This is a genomic window from Brevibacterium marinum, assembly GCF_011927955.1.
Classification (GTDB): domain Bacteria; phylum Actinomycetota; class Actinomycetes; order Actinomycetales; family Brevibacteriaceae; genus Brevibacterium; species Brevibacterium marinum.
In genome coordinates this window covers 1116487-1141617 of the sequence record NZ_JAATJN010000001.1, presented here as the reverse complement: position 1 = coordinate 1141617, position 25131 = coordinate 1116487, and the positions used below count along the sequence as shown (strand labels likewise).

The window sequence follows — 25131 nt, the reverse complement described above, 5'->3', positions numbered from 1 at the left end:
CATGTTCATCACCGCGATAGTCCTCGCCACGACAGCAGCCTTCTGTCTGGCGCTCGGCACGCACTTACAGCAGCACGCCGTCGCCACAATGACACCCGGTCCCAAACGCCGAGCCACCTGGGTCACCGGACTGGGACTGATGGGCCTCGTGACCGTCCTCAACGTCATCGCCCTGGGCCTGGGCCCCGTCGCCATCGTCCAACCCATAGGCGCGATCTCCCTCGTCTTCGCCGCGCTCATCAGCCGCCGGTACTTCGGCCTGCGGCTCGGTGCCCCGCTGCTCATCAGCATCGGGGTGACGATGTTTTCGATCTTCACCTTCGTGACCACCTCGGCGCAGTTCTCCCACGAACTCGTCGCCACCGAGGAATCGATCACCTGGCTGCTGTCGATCCTCATCGCCCTCAGCGTCTTCGGCGCGCTCTTCGCCTTCAGCCGGGCCGGACACATCCCCCGAGTCGTCATGACCGGCATCATCTTCGGCACCGTCGCCGCCGCGACACATGTGCTCGCCCGCACCGTCGTAGCCGGGGGACTTCCCGGATTCGACCTCATGGGCTCCCGGTGGTGGATGGTGCTCGCCGCGGTGGGTATCGCCTCGGCGGTGGGATTCTGGCTGGTCCAGACCGCCTACGCCTGCGGACCTGCCGAGACGGTACTCGCGGGCCTGACCGTCATCGACCCGATCGTGGCCGTGGTCATCGGCGCCGCCTTCTTCGGCGAATACACAGGTCTGACACCCATGGCGATCGGCCTCCTGCTGCTCGCAGGCGCCGGCGGCGTCGGCGGAGTCTGCATGCTCTCACGCTTCCATCCCCGCGCACTCAAGGCGAAGGCATCGCTCAGGCATGAGTCGCGCCTTCGACCATCGCCGACGGCGAACACTCCCGCCGACGGAGCCGATGAACCACCTGCCGGCCGTCCGAACGAATCGTCGACCACCCACACACTGGTGCAGAGAGAACAAGGAGTCCGGTCATGAACCCGATCTTCGAACCTTCCATCACCGATGCGCGCACGGACCCGGGCACGTACTCTGAGAACGTGCCCCGTCCCTCAACCCCGCCGCAGACCGGCCCCGATGATGCTCACACTCCCGCATCCGACCGGTCGTGGTGGTCGCGGATGTGGCACAACATGGGCCGCGACAGCATCCTCGTCCTCCCAGGCTTCTTCATCTCACTCATCGGGTTCAGCGTCCTCATCGCGCTGTTCTCCATCTCGATCGCCACCTTCGTCATCTGGCTCGGTGCCCTGCTGCTGCCGCTGACGCTCTTCGTGGCGACCGGATTCGCGAACCTGTCCCGGGCCCGAGCCCGGCAGTGGGGCGCCCCCATCGCCGAGGTTGCCCATCGTTCTCGCGACCGCGGACTCCGCGGGTGGATCGGTGCCATGGCCGACGGTCGCCGGTGGCTGGACCTGCTGTTCGAAGCCGTCTTCGCCCTGCCGATCCGGATCCTCACGTTCTCCGTGACTGTGACGTGGTTCTTCGGCGCCCTGGGCGGGCTGACCTACTTCTTCTGGGGGCGCTTCCTGCCCGAAGGCAACACCGAGCTCATCGAATTCATCGTCGCCGCCACGAACGACACCTCGGTGATGGATCTGGGCTTCGGCACTGTGGCAACCGTCCAGTTCGTCACGGGCCTCATCCTCCTCATCACCTTCCCCTTCGTCCTCCACGCCATGGCCCGCTTGGAGATCGCGGCCAGCACGGCAGGACTGGCGCCAGGTCACGATGGGAGAGCCTCGGTGGGAGATGCACGAGCCGGTGACGGACCAGGTCACGACCCGGACGGGTTCGGTTCTGTGGACCACTCGTCCTCATCCGGCACCGGCTACGTCATGACACGCGTGAACACCGAAGGGTGGTTCTGGCTGCTGTCCGTCTTCACCGGGGTCGTCCTCGTCGCCGTCGGATGGCCCGTGACGGCAGCACTGTACGAGACGTCGACGGTCATCGCGATGATCGTCGTCCTCGCCCAGAGCGTCGCCCTGGTCCTGGCCGTCAGGCAGCCGATCGCCGCGATCGTTGTGGGAGTGGCCTCGTCTGCGGCCGGAATCATCCTCACCGCGGATTCTCTCGGCCTGGTGTGGCCGTGGACGGTGACGTCGATCCTGGCTCTGGTCTTCCTCCACCTCATCGTCGGACTGCGCCACAGCTGGCTCCACCTCGTCATCCTGTGGTCGCTGTCGGCTGTGCTCGGAGCACTTAGCCTGGCCATGCCCCATGCAGGGGGCCTGTCCGGAGCCATGGCCAATGTCATCACGACCGTCTCACTCACCGCAGGAGTCTCGATCATCGCGGTGATCGGCAATCTGTGGATCCGCGGCCGCAGCCAGCTGGCGGAGGAACGCCGGCTGAGTGCCGAAGAGCTGAGCAGACGCCAGGAACTCGAGGAGCGCAACCGCATCGCCCAGGAACTCCACGACGTCGTCGCCCACAGTATGTCCGTCATCAGCGTGCAGGCCACCACGGCCCGCTACCGGCTGCCGGAACTCGAACAGCGCAGCGTCGAGGAGTTCGACTCGATCGCCGGCTCCGCGCGGCAGGCGCTGAATGAGATGCGCGGACTGCTGGCGATCCTGCGTGGCGGCGCCGATGCCGATCTGGCCCCGCAGCCGGTGATCGACGACATTCCCGATCTCGTCGAGGCCACTCGCGGTTCGGGCGCCGAGGTGGAGCTCGAATTCCCTGTCGGCCCGATCCTCCTCAACCCGACGACCGGTCTGACCGCGTTCCGCCTCGTCCAGGAGGCGCTGTCGAATGCGCTTCGCCACGCGCCCGGTGCGCCGGTGTATGTGTCCGTGGACACCGCTGATTCGCAGCTGAGGATCACGGTCGTCAACGGGATCCCGACGTCAACCGGCGAGGGGCACCCGACGTCGACCGGCGAGGGGCACCCGACGTCGACCGGCGCGGGCCACCCGACGCACCCGACATCCGGCCGCCTCGGCGGAGGGTTCGGTCTCAAGGGCATGCGCGAAAGGGTCGAGGCCCTCGACGGAACACTGCAGGTGGGACCGAGCGCCGAAGGCGGATTCGGGGTACGCGCGAGGCTGCCCGTGTCCTGACCGTCCGCGGCTGGGTTGTCCGCGGCTGGGCCGTCCGCGGCTGGGCTGTCCGCGGCTGGGCCGTCCGCGGCTGGGCTGTCCGCGGCTGGGCCGATCGTTCAAGATTCTGCAGAAGATCCTCATACACACTCTTGAGGCTCAACCGCCGGGATTCGGGCGGTGACTGCCTAGGATCGAAGTGGTTCGGGGCACGCCCGAAACCGTCCGAGCACGAACAGTCGGACGCACACCTCACCACGACGAAGGAGTCGCCCGTGTTCCAGACACCGCAGACCTGGGTCCCAGCCGGCAGCCGCGAACGCATCGAGACCATCTCCCGCACCCACCTCGGCGAGGGCGACCCCTCCGGAAGTCGCAGCGGGACCACCGCACCGACCGTACCCATGGGCGAGGTCGTCGCGGGCATCGAGGACCTCATCGCCGCCTCCGACCGGCTCCACGACGAGGAGGCGTTCAACCTCAATCCCGCCTCGAACGTCCTCAACCCACGCGCGGCCGCGCTCCTGTCCAGCGGTTCGGGACCGCGGACCTCGCTGGGTTACGCGGGCGAGAAGTACGAGATGGGTCTCAAACACATCGAACAGGTCGAGGTCGTCACCGCGGAGCTCGCGGCCCGGCTGTTCAACGCCTCCTTCGCCGAGGTGCGCGTGCCCAGCGGAGCGATGGCGAACCTCTACGCGTTCATGGCAACCTGCTCCCCCGGTGACGACATCATCGCCTCACCCACGACCATCGGCGGGCACGTCACCCACCATGCCGAGGGCGCGGCCGGGCTCTACGGACTGCACACCACCGGCTCACCGGTCAGCATCGACGCCTACAGCTGTGACCTCGACGCCCTGGCGAACATGGCTCGCGAAGTGAAGCCGCGCCTGATCACGATGGGCGGCTCGCTCAACCTCTTCGAGCATCCCGTCGCGAAGGTCCGCGAGATCGCCGATGAGGTCGGCGCCCACCTGCTCTTCGACGCCGCCCACGTCTGCGGGATGATCGCCGGCAGACAGTGGGCCAACCCGCTCGACGAGGGCGCCCATCTCATGTCGATGAGCACCTACAAGAGTCTCGGCGGCCCGTCCCACGGTCTGCTGCTCAGCAACGACGCGGAACTCTCGCAGCGCATCGACGCCATCGCCTTCCCCGGGCTGACCGCGAACTTCGACGCCGGTGCGGTCGCCGCTCTCGGAGTGACCCTGGCCGACTGGATCGAGTGCGGTGAGGACTATGCCTCCGAGATGCGGGCGAGCGCCTCAACCCTGGCCGACGAGCTCTCGGCACGTGGTGTCGAGCCGTTCCGGTGCGCGGAGGGCTTCACCGACTCCCACCAGTTCGGACTGCTGGCCGCGCCATTCGGCGGTGGCATGACCGCCGCCCGCACCCTGGAGCGCGCCGGCTTCCTCACCTCGGGCATCGGCCTGCCCGCGCCCGAGTTCCCCGGGGGCCAGAACGGTCTGCGCGTGGGCACGCCTGAGATCGTGCGTCGAGGAATGACCACAGCCGACATGCCGCGGATGGCCGAACTCATGACCAGGGCGCTAGAGGCCGGCCAAGCGCTGTGTGCGGCCGACCAAGAGGGCCCCTCCACTGCTCGGGTACGCCACGGGAGCACACGCCACGGGAGCGCGACCGAGGCGATCCTCAGCGACATCGCAGCCGAAGTCTCGACGTGGCGCAAGGACTTCACCGAGGTGAGGCACACCGCCTGACCTCTCACCCCTCCCGACCCCCCCCCCCCCCGACGACGGCTGCTGCGAAGACGGGTGATCTCATCCTTTCGGACGACAGCGGCGAACCGCTGCCACCGGTAGCCTCGAATTGTGACTCCTCGCTCCGGCCGCCGTGCGCTCATGCATGCCCTCCTGTGGACGGGCATCTCTCTGGCAATCGGCGTGCTCCTGCTGGTCGTCGTCGTCGGAACCGAATGGCCCGACCCGGAGGACGCGGGCGACCGGGCCGCAGCGCTCGGCACCGAGCTCTCCATCCACATCGTCTTCGGCGTCATCTCCCTGGCCTGCCTGCCGATCGCTCTGCGGTTCGACGGGCGGACGATCCCACCCGAGACTCTGCGGCCGAAGGTTCTCGCCGCGGAGAAGCTCCGCGACTTCCTGAATTCGAGCGGACTCGGGGGCGAGGAGTTCCTCTCCGCGGACGGATCCGTCGAGTCACTGCAGCGTCGGCCCGGCGGCTGGCTCCCCGTGACCGTCGGACTCCTCGGCATCCTCATCGGCACGATCAGCCTCCTCGGCGCAGTCGCCTCATCCCTCATCCTCGTGACACTGTCCGCCAGACGCAGCTGGTCACTCGACTTCGCCTGCCTCGCCGCCGCTGTGGCCTCCCAGATCATGGGCTACACGCTGACCCCGCACGCGGTCGGACAGTTCGAGCTGCCGCTCTTCCTCGTCAACGGCACCGTCTTCGCCGCACTCGTCGTCACCGGCGTCATCCGCGGGTCGCGGGAACAGGGCCTCATCGACACCGCGGCACAGACCCTGCTGCGCGAACGCTCACGTCAGGATCGAGCCGTCGCCGAGGTTCGCCGCGGCATCGCCCGCGACATGCACGACTCGCTGTCGCACCACCTCAGCGTCATCGCCATGTACTCGGGTGCGCTCTCGGTCCGCCGCGACCTCGACGCGGAATCCGTGCACGAGAGCGCGCGCCTCATCGCCGCCAGCGCCCGCCGTTCGGGCATGGAACTGCGTGAGGTGCTGACGATGCTGCGCGGCGACGACCAGGGGACCGTCATCGATCCCGATCTGGAACGGCTCGTCGCCGATCGTGCCGACACCGTGGAGCTGGCCTGCACACAGCCGCTCACCCCGGAACTCCTGCGATCGGTCGGTGCCCTCGAACGCACGACGATCTACCGCTTCGCCCAGGAGGCGATCACGAACGTGGTCAAGCACGCCCCCGGACGGAAACTGCTGATCACCCTGTCCTTGGCCGACGATCACCGCAGCATCGAAATGGTCGCGAGAAACCGCCACCTCAACGACGCCGCTGCCGATGGACATGAGCAGACGACGGCTGGATCCGGGTTGGGTCTGCTCGGCCTCAAGGAGAGGATGGAGGCCATGGGCGGTGACCTCAGCGTGACCCGAGCCCCGGATTTCGAGCTGAGGGCCAGGATCCCTGTGCCGAACTCGACAGAGGAGATCACGTGAGCATCAGAGCCATCATCGCCGACGACGAGTCCCTCATGCGCTCGGGCCTGCGCCTCCTCCTCGGCGCGGCCGATGACATCGAGATCATCGCCGAGGCGGCTCACGGTGCCGAGGCGATCGACTTGGCTCGGAAGCTGAGTCCCGACCTCATCCTCATGGATATCCGCATGCCCGTCATGGATGGGCTCGAAGCGACCCGGGCCCTCATGGCGCAGGCCTCTCACCCGGAAGTCCTCATCCTCACCGCTTTCGGCACCGATGAGTTCGTGCTCCGGGCGCTGCGTTCGGGTGCGGCCGGCTACATCCTCAAGGACACCCCACCCGACGAACTCATCCACGCGGTCCGGGCAGCCGCGAACGGCACCCGGACCCTGTCACCGAGCGCCGTCGAGTCCCTGCTGGCACGGTCCACCGCCTCGGCGACGGGTACAGCAGGTGGGCCGGGCGCTCCGGGTGGCTCGACCACGGCGGGCCCAACCGGCGCTGCAGGCTCGGCGGGTGGGCCCGATCCCTTGGAGTCGCTGACTTCACGCGAGCGGGAGATCGCCGAGGCGGTCGCCCAGGGAATGACGAATGCGCAGGTGGCGCGGGCCCTGTTCGTCTCGACGGCCACGGTGAAGACCCACCTGGCGCGCATCTTCGACAAACTCGACGTCAGCACCCGCGTCCAACTGGCCCTGCTCGTCAACGAGCGACGCTGAACTCAGATCACTTCGGGGCCATGCGGATCGCACCGTCGAGGCGGATGGTTTCGCCGTTGAGCATCGGGTTGGCGATGATCGAGTCGACGAGCTGCGCGTACTCCGTGGCCTTGCCCAGTCGGGAGGGGTGGGGGATGGACTTCGCCAGCGATGCCTGCGCCTCTTCGGGCAGCCCCGCCATCATCGGAGTCTCGAAGATCCCCGGCGCGATCGTGACCACGCGGATCTGCGAGGAGGCGAGTTCGCGGGCCATCGGCAGGGTCACCGAGGCGATGGCCCCCTTCGAGGCCGAGTAGGCGATCTGCCCGATCTGGCCGTCGAAGGCCGCAACCGAGGCGGTGTTGACGATGACGCCGCGCTCTTCGCCTATCGCCTCCTGCTCCTGCATCGCGGCAGCAGCCAGGCGGCAGACGTTGACGGTGCCGACGACGTTGATGCCCAGCACCTTAGAGAATCCGTCCAGGGGCAGAGGCCCCTTGCGGGAGACGAGCTTGCCGGGAGTCGCGACCCCCGCGCAGTTGACGACGACCCGCAGCCGGCCGAGACCGGTGGCGGTGTCGACGGCCGCTTGGACCTGGTCCTCGTTCGTGACGTCTGCGGTGACGAAGTGGGTGCTGGAGCCCAATTCGGCCGCCACCTGCTGGCCCGCCTCGGCGTTGAGATCGACCATGACGACTTGGGCCCCGGCGGCCAGGAGCCGCTCCGTGGTGGCGCGGCCGAGTCCGGAGGCGCCGCCGGTGACGAGGGCGACTGTGCTGTTGAGATCCATGGGTGTCCTTCGCATCACTGAGTGAACTTTTGAGTCGGTTCGACCTTAGCTCAGGGCTGTGGGAGGGGTCACCTCGGGGATGGGGGCGGGGCCACCTCGGGGATGGGGGCGGGGCCACCTCGGGGATGGGTCGGCTCCGGGTATGACGCAGCCCGCCGATCATTCGGATCGGCGGGCTGCGACGGTGTCGGGCGCGGGTGAAGGGCCGCGTCATCCGCGGGTGGTGCAGCGGCGGCGAATCAGGCGGCCTGGTCCTCGGAATCCGCATCTTCACGCACGGACTTCAGTGCTTCGCCCCAGCTGACGAGGTCCTCGGTCATCGATGCGAACGGAGTCGCGGAAACCTCGGTCGGCGTGAAGACACCGTCGGCGAAATCGGTGAAGAGGCTGAAGGAGGCCTGGTCGCGGACGACGGCCAGTTTGTAGTTGGCGAGGATGTGGCGCAGGTGCTCAGCGGCACGCACACCCTTGTCGGCGCCGTAGTTCACGATGCCCGCAACCTTGTGGTTGAACTCTGACGCGACGAAGTCCAGAGCGTTCTTCAGCGAACCGGAGATCGAGTGGTTGTATTCGGGGGTGACGAAGATGAATGCGTCGAACTCGGCGAGCTTGGCGCCCCAGGCCTTGGTGTGATCGTTCTCGTACATGTTCGCGCCGGCCGGGATCACCTCGTCGAGCAGGGGCAGATCGAAGTCGCCGAAGTCGACGATCTCGGCGCGCACATCCTCGCGGCCTGCCAGCTGCCCCTCAGCCCAGGAGACGACCTGCGGGTTGAGCGCCTGCGGGCGCGACGTTCCGGGAATGATGGCGATGTTGAGCATATCCGTCCTCTGTTCGATGTTGTCCGGTGAAGCTGGCTTCAGGTGATCTGCGGCAAGCCTCTGCCGCACGGTCCATCCTGCGCAACCTGATTGAAATGTTAATCATTCCCAGTTCGCAGAGTGATCCGCACCACATTCGGCTGCACGCATGTCTCGACGATGCACGCTGACTGCGAGGTCCGATAACCGCCAGTTCCCAACAATGAAGTCTGATGCAATGAACCGACCACCAACACGAAGGGATCCGAGGGATGGATGAAACGATGCGGACCACCGACCTCGACCATCTGCTTGGCCTGACAGCATCTCTGGCCAACGATTTTCTCGCTCACAATGACGATGCAGAAGTGTCACCAGCTCTTTCACTTCCCGAGTTGCGCGACCGCTTCTCCACATCGCTGCCGGAGTCTGGATGCAACAGCCAAGAGGTGATCGAGACCATCGCACGCGAGGCAGAACCAGGAGTGTTGCGCACAACCAGTGGACGATTCTTCGGTTGGGTGATCGGCGGCAGCCACCTGGCTGCTCTCGCAGCAGATTGGATGGTGACGGCGTGGGATCAGAACGCTGCACTCTATTCCTGCGGCCCCGCCGTCTCGGTCATCGAGGAGGTAGCCGGGGAATGGGTCAAACAATTGCTCGGTCTGCCTCGGGAAGCGTCGGTCGCGTTCACCAGCGGTGCGCAGATGGCCCACGCCACCGCTTTGGCAGCCGCTCGAAACAATCTCCTGCACAATCGCGGATGGGACGCGGAATACGACCGCTTGGCCGGATCGCCTCAGATACGCGTTCTGTGCTCGGGAGAACAGCATGCCTCCATTGAACGGGCCTGCCGCCTGCTCGGCTTCGGAACCGCAAGCATCAGCGCTCTCGGCACCGATGATCACGGCCTCCTTGATACAGCAGCTCTGGAGTCGCGACTGAGCGCCGATCCCAGTCGCCCATCAATTGTCATCTTGCAGGCAGGCGAGATCAACACAGGCAGCTTCGCCCCGTTTCGAGAGGCCTGTCGCATCGCACATGACTACGGAGCATGGGTACATATCGATGGTGCCTTCGGTCTATGGGCCGGAGTGAGCCCGCACTTTCGCCATCTGCTCGACGGGGCCACCAATGCTGACTCATGGACGACCGATGCCCACAAATGGCTCAACGTTCCCTTCGATAATGGCGTCGTGGTGATCCGCGACAGACGAGCGCACCGTGCGGCCATGTCAATCCGGGCCAGCTACCTCGTCCACTCGGAAGACCCGGCCGACGCCGCCCCGGACGCGGCACGGGACCAGATCGACTGGAATCCAGAATGGTCGCGTCGAGCTCGAGGTGTACCGGTCTACGCAACCATCCGTGCACTTGGTCGGGTCGGCATCACAGAGATCGTCGAGCGCACGTGTCGGCTTGCACGACGACTTGCAGGCGAGATCGGAGATCTGCCTTCGGCCGAACTGCTTGTCGACCCTGTCATCAACCAAGGCCTCGTCCGGTTCCGCAGTCAAGATGGTCACCACGATGCTCGCACAGAACCGGTTATCGATCGACTGCAGAGTGACGGAACCGCCTGGTTCGGCGGTACTGATTGGCAGGGCAAACGCGTCATGAGAATCTCCGTCGTCAACTGGCAAAGCACTGACGATGACATCTCGCAGGCTGTTGGGGCCGTCGCTGACGCCCTCGAACACGCGTGATCGTCGGGGACCCGTCCCCCATCGAGTCCAAGCAGGCCCGTTGCTGCCAGCACTGCACTTCACGCTCTGCGCAACGGCGACATCACAGAGAAACCACCGGTACAGCTCATTTGCCGACCGAAACGACGCTTCGCGCGCCAACGTCATGTATTGTCGATTGGCAAGTGAAAGATTGTTCGATATCCGACCGCCAAGGAGTGCAAGCACCGTGCGATCAACCAACGGCCGCAACAACATCCTCCGCTCGGCTCGAGACACCTTCGCCTCCAAGGGGTTCGACGGTGCCTCCATCCGCGATATCGCGCAGACCGCCGGACTGAGCCTGTCCGCACTCTACTACTACTTCCCGTCCAAGCAGGAAGCCCTGTACGAACTCGTGCACACGGCATATTCCTGGTACATCGAGCACAGTCGCGCCGTCATCGCCGAGGTGGGCGATGATCCCACCGACCAGCTGGCCGCTGCCGTGCGCTACCTCTCGCGCTACCGCATGGAAAATGTCTCGGTGTCGACCGTGCTCCTGCGTGACACCGAACGACTGACCGGTGACAACGACGACCGGGTCAAGGACCTGCAGCGCGAAGCACGAGACATCATGGGCGAGATCGTCCAATCCGGCATCGACTCGGGAGCGTTCAGGGTCGACAGCGCACAGCTTGCCACACGTGCGATCCACTCGATCTGCAATTCGCTCTCGCTCTGGTACCGCCCCAGCGGCGACCTCACGCCGGACGACATCGAACGCGATTTCACACAGTATTCTCTGCGCATCCTCGGCATCGACCCCAGCGCCGAACAGCTCGACCGTCTGCTGGCACTGCCGGTCAACCAGGCAGGCATGCTCGACTTCATCTCCGACGGAAAGTGACCCAGCACTGGGTGTACTCGGGTCGGCGCGGCGAAAATAGCGCTCGTCGAGGAAGCTCGAAAGGACGACCATGACGAAGCTGACGTGGGTTAGCGGGCTCATCATCACCGCGATCGGTGTTGTCTCGTGGATTCTAGGCTGGTATCTCAACACCTTTACCGGTGAGCCCGGCAACGCCGACATCGGAGCCGGAATTCTTCTCCTCGTGGGTATGCCCATCGCCGCGCTGGGGATCCTCCTGGTCGTTGCTGGCGCAATTTCGGCGGGAGTCAAACGATTTCGCGATCGCCGAGCGAGGGCATGACCGCTGTCGGTTCTGTTCCATCGTGGTGGCCCTGATTCGAATTTCTTTCGGCACAGAGCCACCACGATGGGACAGGAAGCGTGACAGCAATTCTGCGCACACAGCCTCAGCCGGCCGTTGTCCGCAGGCCGCGGGCGAGTTCGCGGCGCTTGGCCTGCTCGGCGGGGTCGGGCACCGGCAGGGAGGCGATGAGCCGCTTCGTGTAGTCGCTGTTCGGCGCACCGAGGACCTTCTCCCCCGTACCCTCCTCCAGCAGCTCGCCCTGGAAGAGGACGCCGATGCGATCGGAGAGCATGTCGACGACGGCCAGGTCGTGACTGATGAACAGGGCTGCGAAGTCGAACCTGTTCTGCAGATCGACGAACAGCTCGAGCACCTTGGCCTGCACCGATACGTCGAGCGCCGAGGTCGGCTCATCGGCGATCAGCAGCTCCGGATCGAGCGCCAGACCGCGGGCCAGCGAGGCCCTCTGCCGCTGTCCGCCCGAGAGTTCGTGCGGGTACCTGGCGGCATAGGCGCTGGGCAGCTGCACGGAGTCGAGCAGTTCGAGCACCCGCTTCTCGCGGTCCTTCGGACCCATCTCACGCCGGTGGATGGCGAACGGCTCCGCGACACACTCGCCGATCGTCAGGTGCGGGTTGAATGAGGCCGCCGGGTCCTGGAACACGAATCCGATCCGCCGCCGGATCCGGGAGAACGCGCGCTCTTTGAAACCGACCATCTCGTGCCCGAGCACCTCGAGACTGCCGCCACTGGCCCTGGTCAGGCCCGCGATGGCCCGCCCGATCGTGGTCTTGCCCGAGCCGGATTCGCCGACCAGACCGTAGACCTCGCCGGCTCTGATGTCGAAGCTCACGGAATTCACCGCCTGGAAGTCCGGCCTCCTGAGCCCTCCCGGGTAGACGATGTCGAGGCCACGCGCGACGACGACGGACTCCCGTTCGCTGCGCGGCTGACCGGAATCGGGGCTCCGCGGCTGGCCGGAGTCGGGTTCGGCGGCCTCGGACTCGGCCCGCTGCTTCGCGGCGGCCTTACGACTGCCGGCGACGGTCGACCCGAGTCGTGGAACGGCGCCGAGGAGGTCGCGGGTGTACTGCTCCTTCGGATCGCTGAAGAGCTGCTCAACCGGCGAGACCTCGATGAGGTCGCCGCGGTACATCACTGCGACCCGATCGGCGAGGTCGGCCACGACGCCCATGTTGTGGGTGATGAGCACGATCGCGGTTCCCGTCTCATCACGCAGCTCCCGCAGCAGATCGAGGATCTCGGCCTGAACGGTGACGTCGAGTGCCGTCGTCGGCTCGTCGGCGACGATCAGCTTAGCACCGAGCGCCAGGGCCATGGCGATGACGATGCGCTGCTTCTGGCCGCCGGAGAACTGGTGCGGGAAGTGGTCGAAGCGGTTCTTCGCATCGGGGATCCCGACCTGCTCCATCGCCGCGATGACCTTGGCCTTGAGTTCGGCCCTGCCCGCTCGCCTGTGATGGGCGCGCAGCCCCTCGGCGATCTGCCACCCCACCGTGTAGACGGGATTGAGCGCGGTCGAGGGCTCCTGAAAGACCATCGACACATCGCTTCCGCGCATTTGGCGCAGCTGATCGCCGGAGACGCTGAGGACGTCCTTGCCCGAGACGATCACCGCGCCCGAACGCTGCGCAGTATCGGGAAGGAGCCCGAGGATGCTGCGCGCAGTCACCGTCTTGCCGGAGCCGGATTCGCCGACGATCGCGAGCACCTCGCCGGGGGTGACCGACAGGGTCACGTCCTTGACCGCGTGGACGTCGCCGCCGTCGGTGGAGAAGGTGACGTCGAGCCCGTCGACGTCGAGGATGCTCTTCGCAGAGCTGTCTGGATTCATGTTCTCACTCATCACTTGGCCTCCGCGGTCTCGTTGCCGCTCGACGTGGTGCCGACCTTCGATGCTTTCGCGCCCTTCGCCTTCGCCTTGCGGCGCACTCGCAGCCGGGGGTCGTTGAGGTCGTTCATCGACTCACCGACGAGGGTGATGCCCAGGACCGTGAGCACGATCGCCAAACCCGGATACACCGAGGTCCACCACACACCGCTGGTCACATCGGGCAGCGCCTTGTTGAGGTCGTAGCCCCATTCCGACGCCGAGGTGGGTTCGATTCCGAAGCCCAGGAACCCGAGTCCGGCCAGAGTCAGAATCGCCTCGGACGAGTTGAGGGTGAAGATGAGCGGCAGCGTGCGTGTGGCATTGCGGAAGATGTGCTTCGAGATGATCCGTGTCTTCGAGGCACCGAGCACGATCGCGGACTCGACGAAGGGCTCCGCCTTGAGTCGCAGGGTCTCCGCGCGGACGACGCGGAAGTACTGCGGAATGAAGACCACGGTGATCGAGAACGCGGCAGCGGCGATGCCGCCCCATGCACTCGACTGGCCGCCGGAGATCGCGATCGACATGACGAGCGCGAGCAGCAGGGTCGGGAACGCGTAGACCGCATCGGCGATGACGACGAGGATACGATCGAGCCAGCCGCCGAGGTAGCCCGAGATGAGACCGAGGATGACACCGGCGAAGATCGACAGGATCACGGCAACGATGATCACGGACACAGCGGTCTGAGCACCCCACACCACGCGGGAGAAGACATCGTATCCGCCGACCGTGGTGCCCCAGATGTGCTGACCGTTGGGCGCCACTTTCGAGCCGAAATTGCCCTCGGCGGTGCCCAACTGGTTGAAGCCGTAGGGGGCGATGAGCGGCGCGAAGATCGCGCAGATGAGGACGACGCCGCACAGGATGAGTCCCGTGATGAGCATTCCCCGCTGCAGTCCCACCGACTGCCGCAGGTGGGACACGACCGGGAGACGGCTGAACCAGGACTGCTTGGCCTTGTCGTCGCGAGCCGACGACGTGTTGTCTGGAGTGGACATCAGTACCTCACTCGGGGGTCGATGAAGGCGGCGATGACGTCGACGAGGAAGTTGGTCAGCGCCACGATGACGGCGAGGAACACGACGATTCCCTGGACGGCGACGAAGTCACGGGCGGTGAGGTATTCGGCGAGTTTGAAGCCGAGCCCCTGCCAGCCGAAGGTCGTCTCCGTGAGCACTGCGCCGGCGAGCATGAGTGCGATCTGCATGCCCATGACCGTGACGATCGGGATCAGCGCCGGACGGTAGGCGTGCTTGGTGACCAGGCGGTATTCGGAGATGCCGCGCGAGCGGCCCGAGTCGATGTACTGCTGGCCCAGCGTGCCGATGAGATTCGTGCGCACGAGTCGGAGGAAGACTCCCGCCGTGAGCACGCCGAGGGCGATGGCGGGCAGGACCGCGTGGGCGAGTACATCGCCGAGGACTTCGAAGTTGCCGATGCGGATCGCATCGATGAAGTAGATCTGGGTGGGCGAGACCACCCCCGACATGATGAATTCGGTCTGCGTGGTTCCACGCCCCGCGATGGGCAGGATGGGCAGGAAGACGCCGAAGATCAACTTGAGGATCATGCCGGCGAAGAACACCGGGGTGGCGTAGCCGAGGATCGCGAGGATGCGCAGCGCGGCATCCGGGGCCTTGTCCCGGTGGTAGGCGGCGAGCATTCCCAGAGGGATGCCGAGGATGAAGGCGACGATGAGGGCGTAGAAGACGAGCTCGACGGTCGCGGCTCCATAGTTGAGGAGGATGTTCGATACGGGCTGCCCGTCGGAGACTGCGGTGCCGAAATCACCCTTGAGCAGATTGCCCATGTATTCGAAGTACTGGACGAGGAGCGGACGGTCGTAGCCGGCGGCGTGGATGCGATCGGCCAGCTGAGTCTGCGTCAGGCGCCCGCCCATGGAGGCGGTGATCGGGTCGCCGGTGATCCGCATGAGGAAGAAGACGAGTGTGGTGAGGATGAAGATGGTGGGAATGATGAGGAGGAATCGGACGAGGACGTAGCGTCCCAATCCGCCCCCCGAAGGCTTCTTCACCGCGACCGAAGTATCGGCGGCTTCTGCCTCTGGTTCGCTGATGGCTGCAGACATGTGTTCCTTTGGATTTCGTCAGTCGACGCATTCGTCAGATGACGCTTTCGTCGCCCGACGATCCTGTCGTCGGTCGACGTTGATTTTCGTCGGGCGTCGATCGTGTCAGCGCCCGTGTGCCCGTACCACGAGGCGCAGGCGGGCCGTGCGGCTCACCTGCACCTCGTGTCGGCGGTCAGTTCGGCGACCATCCGATTTCGACCGCGCGCCCGGCCTCGACCGTGCGCACTCCGGCTTCGGTCGTGCGACCGGCCCCGCCTGTGCGCGCTCCGGGCTCGAGTGTGCGCATTCCGGCGTCGGCTGAGACGCGTGTGGTTCGCGGTCTCATCTGCTCTGCGGGGCTCACTTGCTCAGCAGCGCCAACCGGAACTGGAACGCGGGGTCGAGGGTGTCGTCGACTCCCTTGACGTCCTTGCCGGACACCGCGATCTGGCTGCCCTGGAGCAGCGGCAGGGTCGGCAGCTGCTCGGCGAGCTGGCCTTGGATCTTCTTCAGCGCCTCCGAACGCTTTCCCTTGTCGTCGATGGAGGACTGAGCGTTCAGTTCCTTGTTCATCGTCTTGTCACGGTAGTGATTGCCCAGGAAGCTCGGGGTCTTGTCAGTGTCATAGAAGAAGGGAACCAGGTAGTTGTCCGCGTCCGAGTAGTCCGGGAACCAGCCCAGCTGGTACATCGGGTAGGCATCGGCGGTGCGGTCCTTGTTGTACTGCACCCACTCGGTTGACTGAAGGTTCACCTTGAACAGGCCGGTCTTGTCCAGCTGATCCTTGACCAGGGCGTACTCGTCACCCGAGGACGGCCCGTAGTGGTCGGGGTTGTACTGCAGGTTGAGCTCGACCGGGGTCTCGACGCCGGCGTCCTCGAGGGCCTTCTTGGCCTTGTCGACGTCGGGCCCGCCCTGACCGTCACCGTATTCCGACTTCAGCGGATCCGCGGCGCCCGGCAGACCCTCGGGCACATGCGAGTACAGCGGAGTGAAGGTGTCCTTGTAGACCTGCGAGGCGATCGCCTGTCGGTCGACCGAATCGGCCATGGCCTGGCGCACGGCCAGGGCCTTGTCCTCATCGGCCTCGTCCGTCTTCGCGCCGAAGGGCATCGTGTCCATGTTGTAGACGATGTAGCGGATCTCGCCGCCAGGACCCTTGTGGACCGTGAGGTCCTCCTTCTCGCCGAGGCTCTCGATGTCAGTGGCCGAGAGCGAACGCCAGGCCACGTCGATCTTGCCCTCTTGGACATCGAGCTTCATGTTGTTGGCATCGGAGAAGTACTTCATCTGCACGGTGTCGGTCTTCGCCGGCTCCAGGTAGCCCTCGTAGCCGTCGTAGGACTTGTACGTGATCAGTTTATTGAAATCGAATCCGGCGATCGTGTAGGGACCGGCGAAGGCCTCGCCGTCGACGATCGTCTGATTCTCCGTGATCTTGTCGGGTTCGAACACGTCCTCATCGACGATCGGTCCCGCAGCGCTGGCCAGGACTCCCGGCCAGGTCTGGTCGTTCTTGCGCTTGAGGTTGAAGATGACCGTGGACTCATCGGGAGTCTCCACCGATTCCAGCCCGCCGAGGAGGGACGACGGTCCGTTCGGATCCTGGATCTTCAGCTGTCGTTCGAACGAGAACTTCACATCTGAGGAGGTCAGGTCGTTTCCGTTGGCGAACTTCATTCCCTCCTTGAGCTTGACCTCGTACTTGTTCGGTTCGCTGAAGTCCGCCGACTCCGCGATGGAGGGGTTGAGTTCGGCGGTGCCCGGCTTGTAGGCGAGGAGGAAGGGGTAGACCTGCTGTTCGACGAGAGAGCTTCCATTGTCATAGGCACCGGCCGGGTCGAGCGCGACCACCTTGTCCGTGGTACCCACTGTGAGGGATTCGCCGCCACCGTCGCCGTCTTCACCTGTGGTCGAGGTCGAGCATGCCGAGAGTAGCAGAGCGCCGGCAGCGGCGATGGCCACTGCCTTTGCACCAGTTCGACGTTTCATTGTGTTCCTTGTCATCAAAAGTGCTCTCCGTGTCGTCTTTGCTCGGAGAGATCCGCACCACATCTTACGGTTTCTGTCCCAAATAGTGAACTGGCAGCTATGATCCTACCCACACTGTCACCATTTCGAAATGCATCGGTGACCGCTTGACAAGCACTCTTCGGGCCGAGTTCTCGGGGCGCACGGTCCGGATTTGCGTCAGGAGTCACAATCCGTTTGACTTATGAGGTCAGTCACAGCGAAAACACAAGCTCTGCCCCGTGATTGCCCACGAAAATTGCTCGGTTCCATCCTCTTGCCTCCCCGATAGGAGAAGCGTGTCTGCAGTCCTCGAATGGCTCAACGACATCATCTGGTCCTCGGCCCTCGTCTACTTGTGCCTCGGCGCCGGCGTCTATTTCACGATCCGCTCCCGCGCAGTCCAGATCCGACAGATCAAGGCGATCTTCGTCCAGATGTTCCGCGGCAAGAGCTCCAATGAGGGCGTCTCGTCCTTCCAGGCACTGGCGATCTCGCTGGCCGGTCGTGTGGGCGTCGGCAACATCGCCGGCGTCGCCACAGCCATCGGCTTCGGCGGGCCGGGCGCCGTGGTGTGGATGTGGATCTCGGCCCTCCTCGGTGCCTCGACCTCCTATGTCGAGTCCACTCTCGGCCAGATCTTCAAGGAGCAGGATCCCCGCACCGGTGAGTACCGCGGCGGTCCGGCCTTCTACATCGAGAAGGCCTACCGTCACACCAAGGCCAAGGGCCTGTTCAAGGTCTACGGCATGGTCTTCGCGGCTGTGACCGTCGTGGCCATGTCGTTCATGCTGCCGGGCATCCAATCCAATGCGATCTCCGGCGCCGTCGAGAACGCCTGGAACGTGCCGACCTGGGCGACCGCGATCGCCCTGGTCATCATCATGGGCTTCATCGTCATCGGCGGAATCAAGCGCATCGCGCACTTCGCCTCATTGGCAGTGCCTTTCATGGCCGTCATCTACATCATCGCGGCCATCGCCGTGACATTCATCAACGCCGAGCAGATCATCCCGGTCTTCGAACTCATGTTCAAGTCGGCCTTCGGCATCGATGCCGGTCAGGAAGCTGCCTTCGGCGGCGTCATCGGCATGGCCGTCCAGTGGGGCGTCCAGCGCGGCATCTACTCGAACGAGGCCGGGCAGGGAACCGGACCGCACGCGGCCTCGGCCGCCGAGGTCTCCCACCCGTCAAAGCAAGGACTCGTGCAGGCCGGTTCGGTCTACATCGACACCCTCTTCGTGTGCTCGGCGACCGCGTTCATGATCCTCTCGACCGGCATGTACAGGGTCTTCGACGCCGACGGTGAGACCATCATCGGCACCGGGCGCGGTCAGATGGTCGAAGCCATCGCCACGACTCCGGGCGAGAAGTGGCCGCAGGCCGGACTCGACACGATGCTTTCCGGCTTCGGCGCCGGTTTCATCGCGATCTCGATCTTCCTCTTCGCACTGACGACGATGGTCGCCTACTACTACATGGCGGAGACGAACCTCGTCTACCTGCTCGGCAAGGCCAGGAACACCATGGTCCTCGCGGTGGGCAAACGCATCCTGCAGCTGCTCATCCTCGTCGCCGTCGCCGTCGGAGCGATGTCGGCCTCGGGCAGCGCCTGGGCCCTCGGCGACATCGGTGTGGGCCTCATGGCCTGGCTGAACATCATCGGCATCCTCATCCTGCAACAGCCGGCGTTCAAGCTCCTCCGCGACTTCGAACGCCAGAAGAAGCAGGGATTGGATCCGGTGTTCGATCCGAACAGCCTGAATGTCCGCAACGCCGAGTTCTGGGAGAAGCGTCTTGCCGGGGACAAGGCCGGTGCCGAGGTCCCGCAGGGCTGAAGCCCGAAGGCGCCGAACAGTCCGCCCGCCGGTAGCGACAGCCTCAGCACGGCGAGCGTCTCACCGTTGCGGCCTCGGGGGGAGACGGAACACAATTGAATAGTCAGCGAGGCCCGGGACAATGGTGTCCCGGGCCTCGCGCCGTGTCACTCGGTCAGACGTGTGTCACTCGGTCAGAGCAGCCGTGTCACTCGGTCACAGCAGCCGTGCCCCTCGACCAGAGGACCAAGAAACAAGTGTCGCCTATTTCAGGCTGGTGCCCGCGGAACCGAGGTTCTGGCAGGCCTCGACCACGCGGTCGGCCATGCCGGCTTCGGCGGCCTTTCCGAAGGCGCGCGGATCGTAGAGCTTCTTGTTGCCGACCTCTCCGTCGATCTTGAGCACTCCGTCGTAGTTGCGGAACATGTGCTCGACGACGGGACGGGTGAACGCGTACTGGGTGTCGGTGTCGACGTTCATCTTCACGACACCGTGGCGCACCGCCTCGGCGATCTCCTCGGCACTCGAGCCCGAGCCGCCGTGGAAGACGAGGTCGAAGGGCCTGTCCTTGCCAACCTCGGCGCCGACATCGGTCTGGATCTCCCCGAGCAGCTCGGGGCGCAGCTTCACATTGCCGGGTTTGTAGACGCCGTGGACGTTGCCGAAGGTCAGTGCCGTGAGGTACCGGCCCTTCTCGCCGGTGCCCAGGGCCTTGACCGTGGCCAGGCCGTCGGCGGCGGTCGTGTAGAGCTTGTCGTTGATCTCGTTCTCCACACCGTCCTCTTCGCCGCCGACGACGCCGACCTCGATTTCAAGGATCGAGCGCGCGGCGTTCGAGAGCTCCAGCAGCTCCTCGGCGAGGACGAGATTCTCCGTCAGCGGAACCGCTGAACCGTCCCACATGTGCGACTGGAAGTAGGGCTCACCGCCGTTCTTCACACGTTCGGTCGAGGCTGCCAGAAGCGGCTTCACCCATTCCTCGACCTCCTGCTTCGGGGCATGGTCGGTGTGCAGGGCGATGTTGACGTCGTAGCTCTTGGCCACCTCGGCGGCGAAGACCGAGAACGCGATCGCACCGCGCACGCGGTCCTTGATCGTCGGGCCGGAGATGTACTCGGCGCCGCCGGTCGAGATCTGGACGATGCCGTCGGATCCGGCCTCTGCGAAGCCGCGGATGGCCGCGTTGATCGTCTGCGAGGAGGTGCAGTTGATCGCGGGGTAGGCGAAGCCCTCGGACTTCGCGCGGTCGATCATCTCGGAATAGACTTCGGGACTTGCAATGGGCATGTGGACTCCTTGGTCGGTGGAAGCGGTCCGCTGTCGGTTGGTCCCAGACTACTCGGTCGTGGGCGGACGACAGAAGCGGTCAGGGCCGCTTACACAAATCTCTCAAGGGATGGGGAACAGGACGGGCCCCGTGGAGATCTCCACGGGGCCCGTTCTCTACGGAGTCTTGGGATGCTATTCGTCTTTTCGAGCTGACTTGGCCTTCTGCCTCTCCAGCCAGCCCTTGCTCCGCGAGAGCCGGTAGTCGATGCGCTCGTCGACCTTCTCACCGAGGAAGACGTCGAAGTCGTCGGCGAGATTCTCGCCCACCTCCTGGTAGGAGGCTTTGGCCTCGAGCACCTCGTTCCGCTTGGACTCCTTGCTGAATGCCTTGAGAGTCGAGACGCAGATGAGGATCAGGATCACGCTGAATGGAAGAGCCGTCATCAGCGACCCCGCCTGCAGGGCTTCGAGACCACCTGCGATCAGCAACCCGATCGCCAGCGCACCCTCCATCAGTGCCCACAGAACCCGGGACCACATCGGGGGATTCGGGTGCCCGCCCGAGGCCAGCATGTCCACGACGAGCGACCCGGAGTCCGAGGAGGTGATGAAGAAGATCGCCACCAAGATGATCGCAATGATCGACAGGACCGGTCCCAACGGCAGGTCGCTGAGGACGTCGAAGAGCACGCGTTCGGCCACGACGCCTTCCTCGGGGTCGACGAGGTCGCCGGCACCGAAGAGCTGACGGTAGATGCCCGCTCCGCCCATGACGGAGAACCAGAAGAAGCCGACGATCGATGGGACGAGGAGGACACCGGCGATGAATTCCCGCACGGTCCGCCCCTTCGAGATTCGGGCGATGAAGACGCCGACGAACGGCGCCCAGGAGATCCACCAGCCCCAGTAGAACAGCGTCCATGTGGAGTTCCACTCCGCGCCCTCATCACCGGAGTACGCACCGATGTCGAAGGTCATGTTGAGCACATTGGCGAGGTAGACGCCGAGGGACTCGACGAAATTCTGGAACAGGAACAGCGTCGGACCGAGGACGAGCACCGTGACGAGGAGAACGCCGGCCATCGTGAGGTTGATGTTCGAGAGCCATTTGATGCCCGCACCCACTCCGGAAACCACGGAGGCGGTCGCCAGGAACGTGATGATGACGATGAGGATGACGAGGAAGGTGTTGTCGTATTCGCCGACCACACCGATGTGTTTGAGTCCGGCCGAGATCTGCTGGACGCCCAGGCCCAGAGAGGTAGCGATGCCGAAGACGGTGCCGAAGATCGCGATGACGTCGATCGTGTCGCCGGCCCAGCCTTTGACCCGGTTGCCGAGCAGCGGCTCGAGGGCCCACCGGATGGACAGAGGACGTCCCCGACGGTGGATGGCATAGGCCAGCGCCATGCCGAGCACAGCGTAGAGCGCCCACGGATGAAGACCCCAGTGGACGAAGGTCTGAGCCATGCCCATCTGTGCGTTCTCGACTTCTCCGCCTGCCCACCCGGGCTTCGGGCCTGTCGTGGCATAGGTGAGCGGCTCGGCCACTCCGTAGAAGACGAGACCGATCCCCATCCCGGCTGCGAAGAGCATGGCGAACCAGGACATGACTCCGAACTCGGGCTTGTCATCGTCCTTGCCGAGTCGGATCTTGCCGTACTTCGAGAAACCGACAAAGATCGCAAACGCAACGAACAGGCCGACGATGAGCATGTAGTACCAGCCGAGGTCGCCCACGATCCAGCTCTGAATGCCCGAGATCGCCTTCCCTGTGCCATTGGGCAAAGCTATTGCGAGAACTGCGACAGCGACGATGACGATGAGCGCCGGCCAGAAAACCCTGGGGGCGACCATTCCCTTGCCGATTCGCACGCCCTGACGACGGAGCTTCTCGGCGATCTCCTCGTCGGAATCGCCCTCGCCGATGTGCAATTTCTGCGGTAGGTGCAGTCGCACGGGGTCCGGGTGACCGAACAGGTAGTTCGGGTTGTCCGTGGCGCTGCTGTCGGGATTCGCTCCCGACTCCTCGACCGCAGACTGCTCCGCGCCGGAGTCGTTGTCGTCTGCAGAGTTGGTCATGGCGTCCTTAGGTTCGAGTACTGATGGCCGTCGATCCACTTTGCCGTAAGCGCGGCGAAACTTCAAGCGAATTCTCAGTTCTATCCCATTCCGAACCCAGAGAATCAGTACAGTGACGGTATGCAGACGAATCCGAGACCGACGGTGGGCTCACGATCCGGAATCCTGAGCTGGGCCCTGTGGGACTGGGGATCGGCATCGTTCAACGCCGTCATCATCACCTTCGTCTTCGCCCCCTATCTGACGAAGAGCGTGGCGGCGACCGAGGAGGCCGGTTCCTCGGCGCTGGGCTGGTCGACGGCCGCGGCAGGACTCATCATCGCCCTGGTGGCACCTGCGGCCGGCACTCGGGCCGACTCGGGTGGCCGGCACAAGCTGTGGCTGGGTGTCCACACCGGAATCGTCATCCTCACGATGTTCGGCCTCTTCTTCGTCCGCGACTCCCCCGAGTACCTGTGGCTGGGTCTCCTGCTCATCGCCATGGGCAGCGTGTTCTTCGAATTCGCCGAGGTGTCCTACAACGGCATCATGGTCCGCATCACCCAAGCTGACAACGTCGGCAAGGTCTCCGGCTTCGGCTGGGGCATGGGCTACGCCGGCGGTCTCGTCCTCCTCGTCATTCTGCTCGTGCTCGTCATCCAGCCCGAGGTGGGCCTCTTCGGCGCCGGCGACGAGGGCGGCATGAGATTCCGGGTCGTCGCCGCCCTGTCCGCGGTGTGGTTCGCGCTCTTCGCGCTGCCGGTGCTGTTCACCGCCCCGAGCGCCAAGGCTGAGAACCCATCCGGCGGGCATCCGATCAGGGCGTTCATCGCCGACTACGCGGCACTCGTCCGCAGACTCGTGCGGATGTGGAAGGAGGAGCACCAGACGCTGCGCTTCTTCATCGCCTCGGCGGTCTTCCGCGACGGGCTGGCAGCGATCTTCGCCTTCGCCGGAGTCCTCGCGGCGGGCAGCTACAGCTTCTCCCCCTCGGAGATCATCGTCTTGGGCGTGGCGGCCAATGTCGCTGCCGGCGCGGGAGCGATGATCGCCGGGTACTTCGATGACCGACTGGGCCCGAAGCCCGTCATCATCGCCGGAATCGTCGTCATCCTCGTCGGCGGTCTGCCGATCCTGATCAGCGACGCCCCGGCCGTGTTCTGGGTCTGCGCGCTCGTCCTCAGCTTCTGCGTCGGACCTGTGCAGGCCTCAAGTCGGTCGTTTCTGGCCCGGATCACCCCGCCCGAGCGTGCCGGAGAGAACTTCGGACTCTATGCCACGACCGGTCGCGCCGTGAGCTTCCTGGGACCGGCCATGTTCGCGGTCTTCATCTCGCTCCTGGGCTTCCAAAGGGCCGGCACCCTGGGCATCCTCCTCGTGCTCTTCGTCGGCCTGCTCCTCATCATCCCGGTCAAGCCCGAGGCCCCGGCTCAGTCGATGCAGTCTCGCGCGGAAGGCTGAGGCGGGACCGTGGACGCTGAGGTCTCCCGCGGGCGCGGCGGCGACTGAGTGCGTGGCCGCGGGCGGGCGCTGGAGCTTTCACCGCCGCAACGCCGACAGTTGGCAAGTTCTCTTCGATGAATTTGCCTATGATCGAAGAGAATTTGCCAATCGTTTTCACATCGGTGGCCGACGAGCTCCGGGGCGGAGCGGGTTTCACCCGCGGGCCAGCAGGTCGTCGATCTGGTTGATCGCTCCGGTCGACCCTTCGACGACGCCCATATCGAGCACTGTCTTCAGCCCCTCAAGGGAGTCGAAAGTCGATTCGTAGGTGACACGAGTTCCGCCCTCGACCGCTTCGAAAGTATAGGTGTTGGTGCTTCCCGGCATCGCTTCGACGGCGTTGAAGTCCTCGTCCGCGAAGTAGTCGCGGAACACGATTCGTGAGGGCTCTTTGACCGAGGAGACTTCCCAGAAACCACGGTACTTCTCACCTTCCGGGCTGGTCATGTAATAGGTGACTCTGCCGCCAGGGGTCAGCGAGTGGTCGACGACCGTGGCCGGATAGGTGGGTGGTCCCCAGACCCTCTCCAACTGGCGAGGGTCGGCATAGACTTCCCACACCCGTTCGGGAGAGGCCGCGAATTCGGCGACCATCGTCAGGGTCAGGGAATGTTCGTCGTGGGTGGTTTCGATGACAGGCATGACTGCTCCTTGTTCTCATCGACCTCCGGCCCGTCCTGGGCCAGCAGGCCGTCGATGCGTTCGACTCGTGCACTCCATACGCCCTCGAGCTCGCTGAGCATTGAGGACACAGTGCGGATCGCGCTGATCTCAACATGCGCGATCTGGGCTCGTCCGACCCGCTGTTTTGACACGAGTCCCGCGCGTTCGAGTACAGCAACGTGCTTCTGCACTCCCGCGAAGCTCATCTCATAGGAGTCAGCCAGTTCGGACACTGAAAGCTCTTCGACCATGACCCGCCGCACGATGTCGCGACGAGTCCGATCGGCCAATGCCTGGAACATCGCATCCACGTGATCGTCGAGAAGTGCCTCCATACGAAGCATCATACAACCAAACAGTTGTACGTCAATAGATGAAACCACTCCCCGCAACCACGACAACACCTCGCGGCCCGCGCGTTTCAAATGAATTCATTCGGCGTCCATTGACCCTCCT

21 protein-coding genes are annotated in these 25131 nt (G+C 64.8%); 10 read left to right on the top strand and 11 right to left on the bottom strand.

Annotated elements, in window-relative coordinates:
* Position 1: 1 nt before the first annotated feature.
* The 5 genes from BKA07_RS04965 (at position 2) to BKA07_RS19720 (ending at position 6934) form a co-directional block, all read left to right on the top strand.
* Positions 2 to 982: a DMT family protein gene (locus BKA07_RS04965; protein WP_167949921.1), complete on the top strand. Its 981-nt coding sequence runs from the start codon at positions 2 to 4 to the stop codon at positions 980 to 982.
* Positions 979 to 3072 (top strand): sensor histidine kinase, encoded by a 2094-nt coding sequence (locus BKA07_RS04960; RefSeq protein WP_167949920.1) that lies wholly within the window; start codon positions 979 to 981, stop codon positions 3070 to 3072. Before BKA07_RS04965 ends, BKA07_RS04960 begins: the two co-directional genes overlap by 4 nt.
* Positions 3073 to 3326: 254 nt before the next feature.
* The gene (locus tag BKA07_RS04955) at positions 3327 to 4775 is read left to right on the top strand and encodes a serine hydroxymethyltransferase (RefSeq protein ID WP_342448993.1); all 1449 of its coding nucleotides are present in this window, start codon (positions 3327 to 3329) and stop codon (positions 4773 to 4775) included.
* 111 nt (positions 4776 to 4886) lie between these two features.
* Positions 4887 to 6233, top strand: a complete 1347-nt coding sequence (locus BKA07_RS04950; RefSeq protein ID WP_342448992.1) for a sensor histidine kinase — start codon at positions 4887 to 4889, stop codon at positions 6231 to 6233.
* On the top strand, positions 6230 to 6934 hold the full coding sequence (locus tag BKA07_RS19720; protein WP_167949919.1) for a response regulator: 705 nt from the start codon (positions 6230 to 6232) through the stop codon (positions 6932 to 6934). Before BKA07_RS04950 ends, BKA07_RS19720 begins: the two co-directional genes overlap by 4 nt.
* A 7-nt stretch (positions 6935 to 6941) precedes the next feature.
* On the opposite strand, the gene BKA07_RS04940 is transcribed toward BKA07_RS19720, so the two are convergent.
* Both BKA07_RS04940 and BKA07_RS04935 read right to left on the bottom strand, forming a co-directional pair.
* Positions 6942 to 7703, bottom strand: a complete 762-nt coding sequence (locus tag BKA07_RS04940; protein WP_167949918.1) for an SDR family NAD(P)-dependent oxidoreductase — start codon at positions 7701 to 7703, stop codon at positions 6942 to 6944.
* A gap of 239 nt (positions 7704 to 7942) precedes the next feature.
* Positions 7943 to 8524, bottom strand: a complete 582-nt coding sequence (locus BKA07_RS04935) for an NADPH-dependent FMN reductase (RefSeq protein WP_167949917.1) — start codon at positions 8522 to 8524, stop codon at positions 7943 to 7945.
* A 251-nt stretch (positions 8525 to 8775) separates the two neighbouring features.
* Between BKA07_RS04935 and BKA07_RS04930 the strand changes: the two genes are divergently transcribed.
* From BKA07_RS04930 to BKA07_RS04920, 3 genes are all read left to right on the top strand, one after another.
* Positions 8776 to 10209, top strand: coding sequence for a pyridoxal phosphate-dependent decarboxylase family protein (locus tag BKA07_RS04930; RefSeq protein WP_209043868.1), 1434 nt, complete (start codon positions 8776 to 8778; stop codon positions 10207 to 10209).
* 208 nt (positions 10210 to 10417) lie between these two features.
* Entirely contained in the window at positions 10418 to 11077 is a 660-nt protein-coding gene (locus BKA07_RS04925; RefSeq protein ID WP_167949916.1) for a TetR-type transcription factor C-terminal domain-containing protein, read from the top strand.
* Between the two features lie 70 nt (positions 11078 to 11147).
* Positions 11148 to 11381 (top strand): hypothetical protein, encoded by a 234-nt coding sequence (locus BKA07_RS04920; protein WP_167949915.1) that lies wholly within the window; start codon positions 11148 to 11150, stop codon positions 11379 to 11381.
* 106 nt (positions 11382 to 11487) lie between these two features.
* Here BKA07_RS04920 and BKA07_RS04915 read toward each other — a convergent pair whose 3' ends face one another.
* The 5 genes from BKA07_RS04915 to BKA07_RS04895 all read right to left on the bottom strand — a co-directional run bounded on the left by BKA07_RS04915 (position 11488) and on the right by BKA07_RS04895 (position 17344).
* Positions 11488 to 13239: a dipeptide ABC transporter ATP-binding protein gene (locus tag BKA07_RS04915; protein WP_425339318.1), complete on the bottom strand. Its 1752-nt coding sequence runs from the start codon at positions 13237 to 13239 to the stop codon at positions 11488 to 11490.
* A gap of 11 nt (positions 13240 to 13250) precedes the next feature.
* Complete coding sequence (locus BKA07_RS04910; RefSeq protein ID WP_167949913.1) at positions 13251 to 14279, bottom strand: ABC transporter permease; 1029 nt, start codon at positions 14277 to 14279, stop codon at positions 13251 to 13253.
* Complete coding sequence (locus BKA07_RS04905; RefSeq protein WP_167949912.1) at positions 14279 to 15370, bottom strand: ABC transporter permease; 1092 nt, start codon at positions 15368 to 15370, stop codon at positions 14279 to 14281. The genes BKA07_RS04910 and BKA07_RS04905 overlap by 1 nt, the downstream gene beginning before the upstream one ends.
* Before the next feature lie 175 nt (positions 15371 to 15545).
* Positions 15546 to 15698: a hypothetical protein gene (locus tag BKA07_RS04900; RefSeq protein WP_167949911.1), complete on the bottom strand. Its 153-nt coding sequence runs from the start codon at positions 15696 to 15698 to the stop codon at positions 15546 to 15548.
* A gap of 14 nt (positions 15699 to 15712) precedes the next feature.
* Positions 15713 to 17344, bottom strand: a complete 1632-nt coding sequence (locus BKA07_RS04895; RefSeq protein ID WP_167949910.1) for an ABC transporter substrate-binding protein — start codon at positions 17342 to 17344, stop codon at positions 15713 to 15715.
* Between the two features lie 317 nt (positions 17345 to 17661).
* Here BKA07_RS04895 and BKA07_RS04890 point away from each other — a divergent pair, with 317 nt between their 5' ends.
* Entirely contained in the window at positions 17662 to 19200 is a 1539-nt protein-coding gene (locus tag BKA07_RS04890) for an amino acid carrier protein (protein ID WP_167949909.1), read from the top strand.
* 243 nt (positions 19201 to 19443) lie between these two features.
* On the opposite strand, the gene fbaA is transcribed toward BKA07_RS04890, so the two are convergent.
* Both fbaA and BKA07_RS04880 read right to left on the bottom strand, forming a co-directional pair.
* On the bottom strand, positions 19444 to 20466 hold the full coding sequence (gene fbaA, locus BKA07_RS04885) for a class II fructose-bisphosphate aldolase (RefSeq protein WP_167949908.1): 1023 nt from the start codon (positions 20464 to 20466) through the stop codon (positions 19444 to 19446).
* Positions 20467 to 20640: 174 nt separating this feature from the next.
* Positions 20641 to 22530 (bottom strand): BCCT family transporter, encoded by a 1890-nt coding sequence (locus tag BKA07_RS04880; RefSeq protein WP_167949907.1) that lies wholly within the window; start codon positions 22528 to 22530, stop codon positions 20641 to 20643.
* Between the two features lie 120 nt (positions 22531 to 22650).
* Here BKA07_RS04880 and BKA07_RS04875 point away from each other — a divergent pair, with 120 nt between their 5' ends.
* The gene (locus BKA07_RS04875; RefSeq protein WP_167949906.1) at positions 22651 to 23970 is read left to right on the top strand and encodes an MFS transporter; all 1320 of its coding nucleotides are present in this window, start codon (positions 22651 to 22653) and stop codon (positions 23968 to 23970) included.
* Between the two features lie 195 nt (positions 23971 to 24165).
* Here BKA07_RS04875 and BKA07_RS04870 read toward each other — a convergent pair whose 3' ends face one another.
* Together BKA07_RS04870 and BKA07_RS04865 are read right to left on the bottom strand one after the other, a co-directional pair.
* Positions 24166 to 24654 carry an SRPBCC family protein gene (locus tag BKA07_RS04870; RefSeq protein WP_167949905.1) on the bottom strand — a complete coding sequence of 163 codons (489 nt, stop codon included), beginning with the start codon at positions 24652 to 24654 and terminating at the stop codon, positions 24166 to 24168.
* Positions 24615 to 25010, bottom strand: a complete 396-nt coding sequence (locus BKA07_RS04865) for an ArsR/SmtB family transcription factor (RefSeq protein WP_167949904.1) — start codon at positions 25008 to 25010, stop codon at positions 24615 to 24617. The genes BKA07_RS04870 and BKA07_RS04865 overlap by 40 nt, the downstream gene beginning before the upstream one ends.
* Positions 25011 to 25131: the final 121 nt, after the last annotated feature.

Bases quoted from the DNA above. Each gene is read 5' to 3' on its own strand.
- BKA07_RS04915 (WP_425339318.1), bottom strand. From the start codon at position 13,239: ATGAATCCAGACAGCTCTGCGAAGAGCATCCTCGACGTCGACGGGCTC.
- BKA07_RS04870 (WP_167949905.1), bottom strand. From the start codon at position 24,654: ATGCCTGTCATCGAAACCACCCACGACGAACATTCCCTGACCCTGACG.
- BKA07_RS04940 (WP_167949918.1), bottom strand. From the start codon at position 7,703: ATGGATCTCAACAGCACAGTCGCCCTCGTCACCGGCGGCGCCTCCGGA.
- BKA07_RS04895 (WP_167949910.1), bottom strand. From the start codon at position 17,344: ATGAAACGTCGAACTGGTGCAAAGGCAGTGGCCATCGCCGCTGCCGGC.
- BKA07_RS04935 (WP_167949917.1), bottom strand. From the start codon at position 8,524: ATGCTCAACATCGCCATCATTCCCGGAACGTCGCGCCCGCAGGCGCTC.
- BKA07_RS04865 (WP_167949904.1), bottom strand. From the start codon at position 25,010: ATGGAGGCACTTCTCGACGATCACGTGGATGCGATGTTCCAGGCATTG.
- BKA07_RS04960 (WP_167949920.1), top strand. From the start codon at position 979: ATGAACCCGATCTTCGAACCTTCCATCACCGATGCGCGCACGGACCCG.
- BKA07_RS04905 (WP_167949912.1), bottom strand. From the start codon at position 15,370: ATGTCTGCAGCCATCAGCGAACCAGAGGCAGAAGCCGCCGATACTTCG.
- BKA07_RS04875 (WP_167949906.1), top strand. From the start codon at position 22,651: ATGCAGACGAATCCGAGACCGACGGTGGGCTCACGATCCGGAATCCTG.
- BKA07_RS04965 (WP_167949921.1), top strand. From the start codon at position 2: ATGTTCATCACCGCGATAGTCCTCGCCACGACAGCAGCCTTCTGTCTG.
- BKA07_RS04920 (WP_167949915.1), top strand. From the start codon at position 11,148: ATGACGAAGCTGACGTGGGTTAGCGGGCTCATCATCACCGCGATCGGT.
- BKA07_RS04900 (WP_167949911.1), bottom strand. From the start codon at position 15,698: ATGAGACCGCGAACCACACGCGTCTCAGCCGACGCCGGAATGCGCACA.
- BKA07_RS04930 (WP_209043868.1), top strand. From the start codon at position 8,776: ATGGATGAAACGATGCGGACCACCGACCTCGACCATCTGCTTGGCCTG.
- BKA07_RS04910 (WP_167949913.1), bottom strand. From the start codon at position 14,279: ATGTCCACTCCAGACAACACGTCGTCGGCTCGCGACGACAAGGCCAAG.
- BKA07_RS04880 (WP_167949907.1), bottom strand. From the start codon at position 22,530: ATGACCAACTCTGCAGACGACAACGACTCCGGCGCGGAGCAGTCTGCG.
- fbaA (WP_167949908.1), bottom strand. From the start codon at position 20,466: ATGCCCATTGCAAGTCCCGAAGTCTATTCCGAGATGATCGACCGCGCG.